This is a genomic window from Leptospira kmetyi serovar Malaysia str. Bejo-Iso9, assembly GCF_000243735.2.
GTDB classification, from domain to species: Bacteria; Spirochaetota; Leptospiria; order Leptospirales; family Leptospiraceae; genus Leptospira; species Leptospira kmetyi.
Genome location: NZ_AHMP02000003.1, coordinates 3,792,388 through 3,807,500, shown reverse-complemented (window position 1 = coordinate 3,807,500; position 15,113 = coordinate 3,792,388). Strand labels below are relative to the sequence as shown.

Genomic DNA, 15,113 nt, shown 5'->3' with positions numbered 1-15,113 from the left:
TCTATTAAAATGAATTCATGTTTTTGAATATTCTTAAACTAGAATATATTAATTCGAGCGTCTTCGTGCTCAAACGAGTCTATCCCCAAAGGATCGGAGCTTCGTACATTCTTTCCCGTTGGATCGGATCAAAGAAAACGGTAAGATGATTGGTAAACAACTTACATCGATTCCCTTCCAAGATTCGAGCGACGCCGATAAAGATTCGTTTTCCATTCTCCAGAATCAATTCAAGATCCTGAGGATAATCGCTTCGGGAATAAGAATGAAACAATCCGCGATGACTGTCTTCGATATATCTCCAATGAAGCCGAACGTCCGCGATCAAGAAAGAATCGATTCGTTCGCTCCAAAGATCGCGGGCCTCGTGGAGCTGTTCCTCGTCGTCTTTCGGAAAAACGGCCGCGACACTTTTTACGGAAATGCCGAAACCCCATCGAAGAGAGAATTCATCCTCGAATCCGAAACGATGAATCCTCCGATCCGATGTGAAAATATAAACCGACCTGGAAACACTATGAGCATTTTCGAATATTTCAAACGTTCCGTAATACTGAACGTTCTCGATCCTTTGTCCGATCAATTCCCTGCATCTTTGTTCCAAAGCCAGTTCGCTTTTCATTCTTCTTCGTCGTCTTTGCCTTTGGATTCGAGAATCCGTTTCAGATCGTAAACGGTTTCCGAGTATAAAATCGGATTCACTTTTTGTAAAGAATGAAGTCTGAAATCCTCTTCTCCTCGAGGTTCGTCGTAAACGTAACTTCCCGTTTTGATCGATCCGGCGTTCACAAAGAAGAATTCTCCGATCGTGACTTGTTCGTCGTAGTCGTAGGCGCTCACGTTCATTCCTTGGAGTTTTACGAAAACCTCGATTTCCTCGCCCGGAAATACCTTTTTATACGAGGAAACTTCGCCCGCGTCCACGACCGAACCCCTTCTCCATCCGTATTTTTTGGCGCGATATTTGAACGTACTTCCCGAAATTTCCCCGTCCTCGAATTGACGAGACATCTTCTTATCCTTGTCTCCGTCGGGAACGAGGTAGATCGGGCGGTTTAACTGAGGAAATGTCGGTTTAACGTCCTTCGTTTTAAATTTTTCGGTCCAATCCATTTTCTCCGCTTCGCTTAACAAATACGGATGAACCAAATAGATCTTCGCGTTCTCGTCGATCTTTGCGGGTTTATCTTCGATCGTAAGAATTTGATCCCCGTCCAAGTGAAACCGATTCGTTTCCGCTTTTCCTTTGGAATCGAACGTCCATACGAAATTCTGAGCGAACGCGTTCGCCACGGGATTTTTGAGATAAAATTCCTTCCAATCGGCGACGGACCATTTTCTTTGTACGACCATCGAGTTTTCCAGGTTATTGGAGAATTGCCGCGCGGTTTCCTTTAAAAGAGAATTCTCCTCTTTTTGTTTTTTCTTTTCGGTTTCGTTCTGTTTCGGCGGGGTTTTTACCGGTTTGCCGTCCCCGTTTAGATACACAAAGGAAAGGCTCGGCGAGATCTTTAGAGTATATTCCGTTTTTGAAATATTCAATTTTTTGCTTAGACCTGCAAATCCGAAATCGGGCAACATACGATCCTGAAGTTCGTACGGAGTCAGACCCATTTCGAACGCGATCGATTCGAAGGCTTCCTGGGCGGCGTCTCTTACGTTCGGGTATTTCGTTTTAAATTTTTGAACGATCCGATCCAACGCGAGGGCGGCTTCGAGGGAACGGATCAAACCCAAACAAGCGCATGCGTTTAAATTCGTTTCCTTGATCGCGACGGTTTCGATCGGAGAAACGACGGAATCGTTTCCTAAAATTCCGAGAACTCCGATCGCAAATCGGTTCGGCGCCTTAAAACCTCCGTTCTTTCCAATCAAAGCAAAAAGTTTTTCGGAAAATTCTTTGCAGGAATTTTTGTCCACGAGCGCGATCACGTCCCGCAACTCCTTATCCACGACGATTTCCGAAACCGTTTTTTGTCGATAGAACAGATAACGAACCTCTTCCGGGCCGAGAGGTTTTTTATCCTTCCAGAGAATTTTCGGAAGTTTCGTTTCATCCAACCACTTCGCGATCGGCTTTTCGAGTTTTCCCAGTTTTTTGGCGGCGTCGATCCGCGCCTTCGCTTCTGCGATCGAAATCGAATTCGGTCGGTCGTAGATCAGATCCGAAGCGAAGTTTCGAACCGCGTCGTTTTTTTCGGTTTCGATAAGAACCTTCAAACCTTGGATCGATTTCGGAGTATTCAATAAACTTAATATAAGAGCTCCGGCTTCGCGGACGTGCGATTGTTTTTCCTTGAGAAGTTCGATCGCTTTGGGAACTACTACCTCTTCCGGCAATCGGCTCAGGGCCATACAAGCGGTTTCGCTTACTTTTTTGAATTCGCTCCTCGCGATTTCCCAGGTTTTATCGTAATACTTGCCGTAATCCAAATCGGAGAGAATCCGGAATGTTTGTCTGAAATGTCCCGCTATATCCTCGTTTTTGATCGTCATGTCCAAGGCTTCACCGGCTATGTCGATCGCGGCTTGACCGAGATACTTGACCGCGACCGCGGTCACTTTCAAATCCAGGACCTTCGTTTTTTCGACATACGCAAACACTTCCTCTTTGAGGGAAGAACCGAAATTCTTAAGCAACCATTCGATAAACTCGGGAGTATTGTCCTCGTATCTGCGGCCGTTCGTCAAAGACCAAGAAAATCGATAACCGCGATCTATGTTCGAGTTTTTCTTTTCGGAAATATAAGCTAACGTCGATTTGGCGAACTCGAAAGTTTTTTCCGAATATTTTTTCGGCATCGCCTCGTAAAGATCGTACATCAACTCGGCTTTGCAAGAAACACAGTCTATATTCTCCAATCGATCCAGAATGATCGGCTCCAAAAGTTCCGGTTTTACTCGGGTAAGAATTCCGAACGTCTCCAACGGAATGTGCTTTTTACCGTCGGTTCCGTCGTATTCCTTGATCTTCGTGATTTCCTCGAGATGCGGTTCTATTTTTTTGAAATCCTCCCGAACGAACAATTCCACAAACGAAGAAGGCAAACCGTCCTTCAAAAATTGCGGCATCAATTCTTCCCCGTGATCCAAAAGATAACGTCCGATCGAAGTGATTTTTTTATCTTCCGTTAATACGAAATCGTCCACGTTATGCGTTCTTTCCGAAAGAATCGCGGCCTCGTCCTGTCCCATTTTTTTGAGCGCGCTCAAAACGTCGGTAAACAGGGAAGAATCCTCCGGATGCGCCAGAACTTCCCTGCCCAACCATCGATAAAAACTTTCGAAAAAACCTTTTTTATTCTTATCAAACGCCCAAGAACCCTGCGTGATGTACGCGAGAATCCGATGATCGACCGCGGACCAATTTCGAAACGAACTCAACACGTCCGTTATCGGTTGAAAGTAATAAAGATCGTCCTTAACCGTTTTGGGAACCTCGTCGCTTTCCCCTTGAAGATATTTTTGAAGTTCCGCGAATTTTTTGCGCGTATTCTCCTGATACATTTTCCCTTTTACGGCGCGATAAAATTTATCGAGAGCGTCCTTGTGCGATTCCAAACTTCGTTTGAGATCTTCGCCTTCGGAGACGATCAACCTCGTTTCTTTTTTTTCGGGAGAATCGTTCAAAAATTCCCGGATCGCTTCCACTCCCTCCTCCAGAATTTCTTCGGGAACGTTTTTGATCTCGTGCCCTTCGAGTTCGATGCGGGAAAGATTTTCAAGTTTGGTAAAGTCCTTCGGAATCGAACGGATCGGACAATAGATCATCTGAAGCACTTCCAGATTCTCCATTTCGAAGATACATTCTGGAATATTTTTAAATACGTTGAAGTTCAGTTCGAGTTCGGTCAGATTTTTTAGTTTGGCCAAACCGGGCGGCAATTCGGAAAGTCCGTTCGAACAAAGATTCAACTCGTCCAAATTTTCCAGATTTCCGATCGCATTCGAAATTCCTAATGGACGTTTTCCTTTTTTATCCTCTCCTTCCCGGTTGTAGGACGCCCAGAGAAGTTTTAACGATTGTAAGGAACCGATACAATCCGGAAGTCCCTCGAGTTTTTCGTTGTGTTGAACGTAAAGATTGGTGAGATTTTTTAGATTGGCCAAAGAATCGGGAAGAGTCGAAATTCCGGTGCGTTCGATCGTAAGTCTTGTCAACGAGGTCAATTCTCCCAAGGAAGAAGGAATCGTTTTCAAATTCTTACTTTCTCGGATTTCGAGGTCGTTCAGGTTTTTCAACGAGCCCAAACGATCCGGGATCTCGGATACATTATGAATTTCTAAATCTTCCAAAAACTCCAAGCCGAGAATCTCGTTCATCAGATCCACGGATTGATTTACGTCGATCTTGAGTTTTTCGCTCTTTTGCTTTTTGGCGTCCGCGAGAATCTTGAGATCGAATGGGTTTACGTTTTTGATTCCGAGAGGAATTTCTTCGTAACCTTCCTTGAGTTTTGCCTTTACGAGAGTTTCCGTTTTTTTCTTGCAAAGTTCTTTGGATGCGAAGGTTTCCTTTTCCGGTTTTTTCGCGTCTCCGTATCTTTGTCCTTGAAGAATCGTAAACGATTTGGAATCGGAAGCGATCTCGATCGTAAAGAATTTTTCCGATCTTCCTTTTTGATAGATGAAGTTGCGAATCATATTGCGTCCTAAGGATGGATTTGCCCGTTTTTGCAAGCGAACATCCGGTTTGAAATCTGATTCTATAACAAGTCTTTTTTGATTTTTACGTTCTTTTTAAATCGGAACAAACGGAAAGGAAGCGCGTAGAAGATTCAATATTTCTAATGAACTATAAATCAAAATCGTTTTTTTGTCCGGAATCATGAATCCGGCCGGAGATCGAATGTCGAATTATAACAAGCATAAATTCTTAATTGTTCCGACAAACGATTCCAAAAAATGCGACTTATTCACGCTCTTTGCCGGTCAATTCCGCCAAGATCAAACCGCAAAATACGATCGCACAACCCGCGATCCGAATCGGTCCCGACGATTCGCCTAACATTCCATAGGCGATGATGGAGGAAAACACCGGTTCGAGTGAAAAGATGATTCCTACTCTTGTGGGTGAAACGTGGTGTTGATACTTCGTCTGTAGAAACGTGGTAAGCACGGAGGCCAAAAGCGCGTTATACAATACGCCGGGAATCAATCTCATACTCGGATTCAACTTCGCCTCTTCGATTCCGGTTTCGTGCAAAACGATCACCGAAACCAAGGCGAAAAAACCCGCGACAAAGGATTGATAAAAAACCGAAACTCGGATCGGAACGTTCGAACCCATTCGATCCATTTGGATGATATACAAGGAAAAGAAAAGCGCTCCTCCGAGCGTGATCCAATCCCCGCTCGCGATTTGAAAGGAACCTTCCCTTCCGATTTCTCCCAAAAAAATCAGACTGATTCCCGTAAAAACCACGGCGGCTCCGAAAAGATTTCCTTTTGCGGGCATTCTCCGTTTAAAAAGAGCCTCCAAAAACGGAGTAATGACGACTAACGTTCCGATTAAAAAAGAGGACTTTGTGGCCGTCGTCGTCTTTAATCCCACCGTTTCGCAGGCGAACCCGAGATACAAAAACATTCCGAGGAGAAACGCGCCGGGATACCATACTTTGCCCTTTTTGAATTCTTTCCATGCGAACGGAAGAAAGATCAGACTCGCGATCCCGAATCGAAGTCCCAAAAAGATCGACGGAGACGTGTCGCGAAGTCCGAAGATCGTCATCGTAAACGTTCCGCCCCAGATCAGAGTGCAAAGTATGAGATAGGCTTCGTTTCCGAATTGTCCGATGCGAAACATATTATATTCTATTTTTCTTAAGTACGATCTTTAAAGGTTCCCAATTCCGGCTCGGACGGGAACGGATTTCCACAGGCTCGAAACCGTCCTTGGAAATTCGGATTTTGGTTTCCTTTCGATCGGGAAACAACTGAAAGAAAAATCCGTTGTTCGGATTGGAAACGCGCACTTCTTCTTGGAAGTATTTCATTCTTTCCACTTCGACCTTCGCCTCGAGAGGAATTCCGAGTTCGTCCGTGACTTTCAGAAAGATTTTTCTTCCTTCAAGGACTTCGTTTAACAAAATGTTCCAGGATTCCCTCAAGGAAAGATTCACCTTCTCCACTTCCTTATAAACCGGATTGAGGTGCGTCGTTTCGAGAAGATACGCCAACGTTCCGTGCGCGAAATAAAGATAATCCTGATCGACTCCGTCGATGGGGTAAATATTCTTCCTCGCTTCGAATTCCTTTTCGGGATTGAGACTCGCGACCGAAGCCGCGATCTTTCTTCCCAATTCTCCCGCCATATCGGGTTCGGGATTGTTCAAAGAATCGATCGAATACGGAACCAACAGACAATTCGCATATGCATGATAGCTAATGGACGCCGCGAATCTTTCTTTGTTTGCGAGATCCATCATCGCCTTCGTTTCGGGCTCCGAGCCGGGCGAAGGTCCTCTGTAAAAGTAGTTCGAAGGATTGGGCGAGGAATAACCTCCTCCCGTTTTTCCCCAGAAGAAAGGATAGTTTCGATTGATATCCACGCCCGGATTGATCTTGTCGTTGACCGGACCGACTCCTGGATAACCGTTCTTTCTTCCCATCAGATTGGAAACGTGCCAAAAATGTCTGGCTCCGTCCGGGTTCACGATGGGAACGACCCATATCTTCAACTTGTTTAGAATTTCGTCATATTCTTTCGGCTTGGAAAGAATGGAATAAACGATATCGTAACAGTGTTCGATCGAGATGACCTCGTTCGCGTGATGCGCGCAGTTGAAAAGAACGGAGACTTTTTCCTTATCGGGGACGTTTATGTTTGTGAGAAGAAGCGCCGGAATCTCCCTTCCTCTGGCGGTTTTTCCGATCACCTCCACGCGGGCTTGTTTGGAGAAACGGTTCGCGATTCCGAGTAAATAATGAATATTTAATATATTATCCTTATAACCCTTTTTGAGATCGTCGAGACCCGTGAACGGTTCGCTGATGAGATCCTGATAATTCCCCGAATAATATTTAAACGGAAGATATTGTTTTACGACCGTGATACCCGGAGAAGGAAATCCGAATCGTTCCACGTCTTCCTTGTTCATCACGGAATAATACGAATCCGTTTCCTGATAACTGATGGAATATCTTCCGCCGGTTTTCTCCCTGAATTCTCCGAGGCGTCCGGGATCGATCCGAACCAAAAGCATTTTTCTCTGATCGTTCAAGGGAGCATTCGGGATCTTCTTCCGAAAAAATCCGGCGCAGGAAACGAATAAAATCGCGCTCAGAACTACGGTTATCGAAAGACGGATTGGAAGAGCGGCATACGATTTCATTCTTTTTAAATGATCGGAACTAGTTTGTCCCGATCGCTACAAGAATCCAGAGATTTTTTAAAATACTTGATTTGTCCGTTTCCTTTTTCAGTCTATCCTCATCCTAAAAGATTCTTTTCAAATCGGGAATCCTTTAGAACAGGAACCCTTTCATGATATCGAAAATTCGGAACATTCTTCTTTGGACCGCCGCGATTTCGGCGATTTGCTTAGGATGTATGTGCAAACTTCTCGCCGATTCCTCCGCGTGCGGAGGCAAGGAAATCGCCGGTATGAAATGTATTCCCGCCGGAGAATTCATCCGAGGAAGCAACACACACGAAGCGGATGAAAAGCCAGAAGAGAAGGTTTACGTCAGCGACTTCTACATGGACACATACGAAGTCACGAACGAAGAATTCGACAAGTGCAAGAACGCAGGCAAATGTCAGGAATGTTTAAAAACGGGAAAGTGCAATTACATCGGACCACGTTATGGTAAACCGTACTTGGGACGCCAACAACCCGCCGCGGGAATCAGCTGGTACACCGCCAAAGAATTCTGCGAATGGGCCGGTAAACGACTTCCCACCGAAGCCGAATGGGAAAAAGCCGCGAGAGGAACCAACGGAAATTTATATCCTTGGGGAAACGAACCCGCCACCTGCGAAAGAGCGATCATCGAAGTCGGCGACGTCAAGGGATGTGTCTCCAAAAAAACGGAGAAACCGCATTTGATGCCGACCGCAAACGTCGGGACCAGAGCGCCCGGAGTGTACGGCTTGTATGATATGGCCGGAAATTCCTGGGAATGGACCGCCGATTGGTATTCCCCTTCCTTCAAAGCCTGCGGAGAATCTTGCAGAGGAAAGGATCCGAAAGGGCCTTGCGACGGTAAGGATGTCTGTCCGGGTCATACGAAAAAGGTTTTAAAAAGCGGTTCGTGGTGGTGGCCCGCAAGTTATGCGAGAGGTTCCAAAAGAAGAGCCCATATCCCAGAAAATTTTCCGGAATACCATCACTTCGGATTCCGTTGCGCAAAGGATGCAAACAAATAACATGTTCAACAATTCTAAATTAGGAATTTATTTTATTCTTACGTTTCTCGTTCTCGGTTTTTCGTTCTGCTCGGGTTCCGAAAAGATCAAGGAAAGCCAAAGCCGTTCCGCGTTAAGCGAAGAGGATCTCGTTTCCAAACTCGGAATTCTCAAGGAAACCCCGCAGGAAATTCTCGTTCCCACCAAATGGGACGTAGGCGATACCACCGTTTCCAATGAAGACCGTTTGGATCTTCTCATTCCTCACGTTCAAAACGTGGGCAACGCCTATGTCGGCGTCGGTTCGGAACAGAATCTTACGATCGCGGCTTGGGCGAAATCGGATTTTATTTATCTCATGGACTTCACTCAGATCGTGGTTCACGCAAACACGATCACCATTCTCTTTTTGAAAACGGGAGAAAAGAAAGAGGACTTCATCCGTCTTTGGGGAAAGGAAGGAGAAAAAGAAGCGCTCGAGTTGATCCAGACTTCTCTTCCCGATCCCGAAGTTTACAAGAAGGTTTACAAACAAGCTTCTCCGTTTATCCGCAAACGTCATAGAACCAATCTGATGCTTTCCAAAAAATACAATTACGGAATGTTTCAAACCGACGACGCGCAATACGCTTATATCCGAAAGCTCGCGGTCGAGGGGAGAATTTTTCCGGTTCGAGGAAATCTTCTCGGAAACACCACGTTAACCGGAATCGGAAACACTTTGAAAAAAGCCGGTCACAAACTGGGCATCATCTACTTCAGCAACGCGGAAGAATACTTCGCTTATCCTCAGGAATTTAAGAATTCGATTCTCAACCTTCCGGTGGACGAGAAGTCCCTCGTGGTGAGAACGATTTCCGTTCGCAGGGATCTTTTTCCTTGGTCCCCGGGTTCCGAGATTTCCACGGACAGAGGATTTCACTATTGTGTTCAAAAAATTTCCAACTTTCAGAAATGGTTGGCGAGCAACAAGCCGGGGCTTCGTTCCCTTCAAGTTATGGTGGAAGGCGGAACCGTGGATAAGAAAAACGGAATCACCGTCGTCGATAAGGAACCGGTTATAACTCCGGCGCCTACGACAACAACTCCTTCCAATCCGACCAAACCGGCGGCGAACGTTCAGCCGAACTGATTCTATACAATCAAAATTGAATGTACGAAAAGCGGACTTCGAGGTCCGCTTTTTTTGTTTGTTCTTCCGGTTTTGATCGATCCGCTTTCCAACCTACTTTCCGATTTTTTAAATCCTCAAAAAATACTTTACACTTCCGTGTTTGCGGATTCACTCTAAATCGAATTTCGTCCTATGAAGAATTACGTAAAAGAAACGATCCTTTTACTCCTTTCTCTTTTCGTTTTTCTGATTTCATTGAACAACAATCCCCGCATTGCCTCGCTCGCATTCAATGCGGACAATTTGTATCCCGCCGTTTTGTATCAGGATTTGATTACGGACGGAAATCCTCTTTACGGTTGGAGCCTTACGCCCTCCCCCTTTTTTTTTCCGGATATTGCGGTTTACTTTTTGATCCGCGCCTTAGTTTCGGATTCTTTGATCGCCGTTTACGGCGCGTATGTCTTTCAGGTTTTGTTTTTGTTGTTTGCGGTTTTATACTTTGCGAACGGACATCGAAAAACTCAAACCGAGAATGCTGAACTTCAAAAAACCGATTTAAACAAAATTATACTGATCGTATATTCTTCTTTTTTAATACTATTTTCGATCCATTCCTACTTTTTTCCGGTTTTAGGATTTGCCGCACACGGCGGCGCCCTTTCGTTTTCCCTTTTTTGTTACGCTTTGTGGAAACGTTTGTCGACTCCATCTACGGAAAATACGGAGAATGGAAATCCGAACCTCGAAGGCGGTTTATACAAAACCCGATTTGTAAGTTTTGCGTCTTTGAAATTCTTTTCAAACTCGAACGAAAGGCGACGTTTTTATCTTTGGGTTTTGTTTGGAGCGTTTCAGATCCTTCTGATCGTTTCCGATCCCTTGTTTCTTTTGTTTTTTAACGCGCCTTTTTTGTTTTTATCTTTGGACAAACTTCGAAAGAATCGAAATCGATTTACGGTTTTGAGTTTATGCGTTCCGTTCTTCTGTGCTCTGCTCGGCTTGTATTTGTATCGAATTTTAACCAAATCCGATTTCGTTTTTATTCCCACGGGTTATTATTCGGGAACCCCTTCTTGGAATTGGATTCAACCGATCGTGGTTACGATTCGATCTCAGTTTACGGCTTCCCCGTTTTCGTTCGCCTTTGTTTTGATTTCGTATCCGATTTTGACGTTCGTAAAATTCTTTTTTGGAAAAAAGCCCGAAGGAGCGCAAACCGCCACAATTCTTTCCGACGCGGACGATCGATTCTTCTTTTTGATCGCGAGCGTTTTGATTTCCACGTTCGGGATCGCCGTGATCGGAGGACTCAGCGGAATGTCCCAAACAGAAGGGATTCATCTTCGATATTTGCTTCCCTTTTTATTTTTTTGGATTCCGCTCCTTGCGGATTCCCTATTCGATCTCACAAAGAATTATAAAAAAGGAATATTCTTCTTTTGTTATGTAGTTTTTCTGTTTTTATTTTTGCTCGTTTTGTTATGGGGAAATCTAAAACCCGCTTTGTATCAAGATGGTTTAGCGGCTTGTTTCGACCGAATCTCCACGGATCGCGAAAAAGTCCGCCTCGGAAGAGGAATGAGCGACTTTTGGAGTTCCAGAAGAATCCGGATTTTTTCCAAAACGAATCTCCGTGCCGACAATTATATGCGGGATCTACATCCCGAATATTGGCAGAATTCCTGGAATTGGTTTAAAAAAACTCCGGAACGCGAGTACAACTTCGCAGTTCTTCCGGGACTTGACGAGGATCTTCTAAAACTGGAATTCGGGGAGCCGTCCTTTGTATCTTCTTGCGAAAATTATAAAATTCTAATTTGGGACGATGCTTTTCCAGAACGATTTCGAACGTTTCGAAAAAAGAAAATTGAAGAGATCGAACTCTGGCATACGCTTACGGGAAGAAAGTTTTAAAACCGGTTCCGGAAACCTAAACTCCAAGAACCGGTTTTAAAATTTCAATCCAAGTCTTTAGACACGACTACAACCGAGGTTTGCGCCCGAGAATTTCCACAAGCGGAATACGCAAAATAATCGTGCGTAAAGTCCGAAATCATATCGGTATAACTTAGGGAACTCGGAAGCGAAGAAGTAGAATCGATCTTCGGAAGTAAAATCTTTCCGCCCGCTCGTGCGAAACAAACAAACAGGATTCGAAAAATTCCGATAAAATCGATTTCGAATTTGATTCAATCATAATTGAATGAATCACATGCCTATATTCTAATTTGATTGAATGGTAATTCGGATCGAATCCTTTCTTTTAGAATATAAAAGAATGGAAATATAATCCCCGAGACGAATCCGACTCGGAAGGCCGACCTCGTTTTCTTTACTCAGCTCGATCGTTCTTTTTCGATTTCACGCCGACGAAATCGGATCGAAAAATTCAAAACGGAATTCTTCCTTTTTTTCTTTTTAAAATCAAAAGAAGGGAACAAAGAACCAAATAAACATCCGAATTCGGTAATTTTATTATTTACAATATTCAAGGAATCTAAGAAACCTTGAACCCCGAGAAATAGGAGATTGCATGGCAAATTACGTTGTTCGCGGCGGCGAACAGGAACTTCCTCCGCCTTATCAGATGAAGCAGGTGGAATTTTATTCTTTTTGCATAGAAGGAAACCGGAATGCGATTCAATCGATCGTCGATCGCGACTTAAACGGACCCGCGAACGGAAGCGCGCATTACTCTGCGTTTACCGATAAATTTTTTCTTGTCTTCGCCAAACAACAATATCTCGTTCCGGGCAACGACTGCGGTTGGGTGGAAGAAACCGACGTGGGTTTTTGGATTCCTCTTTTCGCAAAGGATCCTCTTCGAATCCGTTTTTATCAACCTTATCTTTTTGTGGACATTCCTACAGCGATGGCGACCGGAAGAGAAATATACGGTTTTCATAAAATTCAAGGCGACTTTCAAATGCCTTCTCTTCAAGTTCCTCCCGAATACTTTTCCGTGGACGCGATCACGCCCCGAGGCAAGGATCGTCAGGCGATTTCCCAACGGATGTTCACTTTGACTTGTCCTCCCGGAGGTTCTCAAAAGAAAGAGTCCTTCGATAATTTTTCGGCGATCGGAAACAAGTTTGCGGAGATTCTTTTCGGAGATCCTTCCAAGATTACGATCCCCGGCATGGGTCTTGTGATCAATCTTCTCGACTTTTTATTTTCTCCCGAACTCGGAATGGTGTTTCTAAAACAATTCAGGGACGCGGCCAATCCGACTCAGGCTTGTTATCAGGCGATCGTGGAAGCGAGTAGCAACGTGACTCATTTCCGCAAGGGCGGTCTTCTTGAGGGGAATTACGTTTTGGATCTTTTGGACAATCCGTATTTTCCTTTCGTCGCCGACTTCGGTTTAAAAGGAACCTCGGTTCCGGTTCAGTTCGGAATTTGGTGCGATTTCGATTTCGACTTCTCGCCCGGAAAGATCATTCATCAAAATACATAATAGTTTTAGAATATAAGAACAAAGGAATGCGTTCTGCGCGTTTTTAAGAGAGTTAGGCGGGATTTTTATGGCGGACAAAAAGGAAAAGGTAGTCGTCCTAGGCGGCGGTTTGAGTTCTCTCGTTACGGTTTACGAAATCACATCCCAACCGGATTGGCAGAAAAAATACGACATTACGGTTTATCAGCTGGGTTGGAGACTCGGCGGTAAATGCGCGAGCGGTAGAAATCAGGAAGTCCACAATCGGATCGAGGAACACGGTCTTCATATCTGGTTCGGTTTTTACGATCACGCGTTTCAACTCATCCAAAAATGTTATCAGGAAATCGGAAGACCGCTCACTCATCCTTTGGCGACTTGGCAAGAGGCCTTTAAACCCGCGAACTTTTTCGTTTTGGAGGAGAACGTAAAGGGAAACTATCAACCTTGGCCGATCTCCTTTCCGATGAACGATAAGATCCCCGGCGATACCGTGGAACTTCCCGATCCGAGAACGTATCCGTCGATGATCCTCGACTACGTGAACGAATACTATAAGAAGAATCAGAAATACATCTTTCCCGAAAACGAACATCAAAACGAAAACGATCAAAGCATCTGGAAACAAATCGTGGAATGGGTTGAAGACACCGTGGAAGACATCGGTCTCGACATGGTAGGCAAATGCATTCTCACGTTAAAAAGAATTTTGGACAAACTGAGCGGCGACTTTCCCCACGATCGATTCCTGAAAATCGCCGATCAGTTCGCAAAACATCTCTGGAAAATAGTCGAAAACAAGATCGAAACCAACACCGAAGCGAGAAGGTTTTGGATTCTCATTGACTTTAGTCTAGCCAACATCAAGGGCATGATCGAAGATAAGGTTTTCGAAAAAGGTTTCGAGAGCATAGACGACTACGATTACAGAGAATGGCTAAGACGTCACGGTGCGAGCGAACTTACGATCAACTCCGCGATCGTTCAAGCGATCTACGGTCTCGTGTTCGGCGGAGTAGATCAGTACACGTTCGCGGCGGGCACCGCTCTCAAGGGCGCCCTTCGGATGGTGTTCACCTATAAGGGCGCGGTCGCTTATAGAATGCAAGCGGGTATGGGCGACACCATTCTCACCCCGCTCTACGAGATCCTGAAAAAACGCGGAGTTCATATCAAATTCTTTCATAGAGTAAGAGAGGTGATCCCCGGAACATCGAACGGAAAACCCTGTATCCAATCCGTAAAAATCGGAAAGCAGGTGAACTTAAAAAAAGACGAATATTCTCCCCTGATCGACGTGAAAGGTCTGGGCTGTTGGCCGAGCGAACCTCTCTACGATCAGATCGTGGAGGGAGAAACATTAAAAAAAGATCATATTGATTTGGAAAATTATTGGTCCGATTGGAAGGACCGGGAAGAGATTCATCTCGAATACGGAAAGGATTTCGATCGGCTCGTGTTCGGAATTTCCATCGGTGCGATTCCTTTCTTATGTCCGCAAATTCTAAAAGAAAACCAACAATGGAAGGACATGACCGAAGCGATTACGACGTGTTTGACGGACGCGTTTCAGCTTTGGATGTATCCGGATATCGCGGGTCTCGGTTGGAAGTATTGGAAGAACGAACCTCCGATTCTCGGATCGTATGTCGAACCGTTCGACACTTGGTGCGACATGAGTCATCTCATCGCCCGAGAATCCTGGCCGGACGATCTTTGGCCGAATCATATCGCATATTTCTGCGGACCTTCTCCTTCCGGAATTTCACCGAAGAATCCTTTAGCCAACCCTGACATCCCGGCAGAGATGAAAAAGCTGAAGGAAAGAGTCGTGAAATTTCTTGACCAAAGCGCGAAAGGCATTTGGCCCGCGACGCTTCCTAACGGTAAATCGACCGGGTTTAACTGGAGTTTATTGATCGATCAGAACAAGACCGCGCTCGGAGAAAGCAGAATCGATTCGCAATATGTCCGTTTAAATATTCAACCCACGGAAAGATATGTCTTATCGGTGAAAGGTTCAACGAAATATAGGCTTCCCGCGGGCGCTAACGGATATTCCAATCTTGTAATCACGGGAGATTGGATTCAAAACTCGGTGCTGAACGCCGGTTGTGTCGAAAGCACCGTCGTAAGCGGCATCGAAGCGGCCCAATGTTTTCTCTGAATTTCCGAAAGGGATTTTTTTCTTTTTGATTTTAATCCTAGGG

The 15,113-nt window shown here is 44.9% G+C and carries 9 protein-coding genes; 5 read left to right on the top strand and 4 right to left on the bottom strand.

Features of this window, described 5'->3' with window-relative positions; all coding sequences use genetic code 11:
* Positions 1-79: 79 nt before the first annotated feature.
* The 4 genes from LEP1GSC052_RS20205 to LEP1GSC052_RS20180 form a co-directional block, all read right to left on the bottom strand.
* Positions 80-622, bottom strand: a complete 543-nt coding sequence (locus LEP1GSC052_RS20205) for a hypothetical protein (protein ID WP_010575854.1) — start codon at positions 620-622, stop codon at positions 80-82.
* The gene (locus tag LEP1GSC052_RS21130; RefSeq protein ID WP_020985768.1) at positions 619-4,644 is read right to left on the bottom strand and encodes a DUF4132 domain-containing protein; all 4,026 of its coding nucleotides are present in this window, start codon (positions 4,642-4,644) and stop codon (positions 619-621) included. Before LEP1GSC052_RS21130 ends, LEP1GSC052_RS20205 begins: the two co-directional genes overlap by 4 nt.
* A gap of 268 nt (positions 4,645-4,912) precedes the next feature.
* Entirely contained in the window at positions 4,913-5,806 is an 894-nt protein-coding gene (locus LEP1GSC052_RS20185; protein ID WP_010575858.1) for a DMT family transporter, read from the bottom strand.
* A 1-nt stretch (position 5,807) separates the two neighbouring features.
* On the bottom strand, positions 5,808-7,334 hold the full coding sequence (locus LEP1GSC052_RS20180) for a M14 family zinc carboxypeptidase (RefSeq protein ID WP_010575859.1): 1,527 nt from the start codon (positions 7,332-7,334) through the stop codon (positions 5,808-5,810).
* A gap of 152 nt (positions 7,335-7,486) precedes the next feature.
* Between LEP1GSC052_RS20180 and LEP1GSC052_RS20175 the strand changes: the two genes are divergently transcribed.
* The 5 genes from LEP1GSC052_RS20175 to LEP1GSC052_RS20155 all read left to right on the top strand — a co-directional run bounded on the left by LEP1GSC052_RS20175 (position 7,487) and on the right by LEP1GSC052_RS20155 (position 15,070).
* Positions 7,487-8,371 (top strand): formylglycine-generating enzyme family protein, encoded by an 885-nt coding sequence (locus LEP1GSC052_RS20175; RefSeq protein WP_010575860.1) that lies wholly within the window; start codon positions 7,487-7,489, stop codon positions 8,369-8,371.
* 1 nt (position 8,372) lies between these two features.
* The gene (locus LEP1GSC052_RS20170; RefSeq protein WP_020985785.1) at positions 8,373-9,482 is read left to right on the top strand and encodes an LIC_10091 family lipoprotein; all 1,110 of its coding nucleotides are present in this window, start codon (positions 8,373-8,375) and stop codon (positions 9,480-9,482) included.
* Between the two features lie 174 nt (positions 9,483-9,656).
* Positions 9,657-11,381 (top strand): hypothetical protein, encoded by a 1,725-nt coding sequence (locus LEP1GSC052_RS20165; protein ID WP_020986381.1) that lies wholly within the window; start codon positions 9,657-9,659, stop codon positions 11,379-11,381.
* Positions 11,382-12,000: 619 nt separating this feature from the next.
* Positions 12,001-12,924, top strand: coding sequence for a hypothetical protein (locus LEP1GSC052_RS20160; protein WP_010575866.1), 924 nt, complete (start codon positions 12,001-12,003; stop codon positions 12,922-12,924).
* A 67-nt stretch (positions 12,925-12,991) separates the two neighbouring features.
* A complete protein-coding gene (locus tag LEP1GSC052_RS20155; protein WP_020986183.1) occupies positions 12,992-15,070 on the top strand; it encodes an NAD(P)-binding protein in 2,079 nt (692 codons plus the stop codon).
* Positions 15,071-15,113 lie beyond the last annotated feature (43 nt).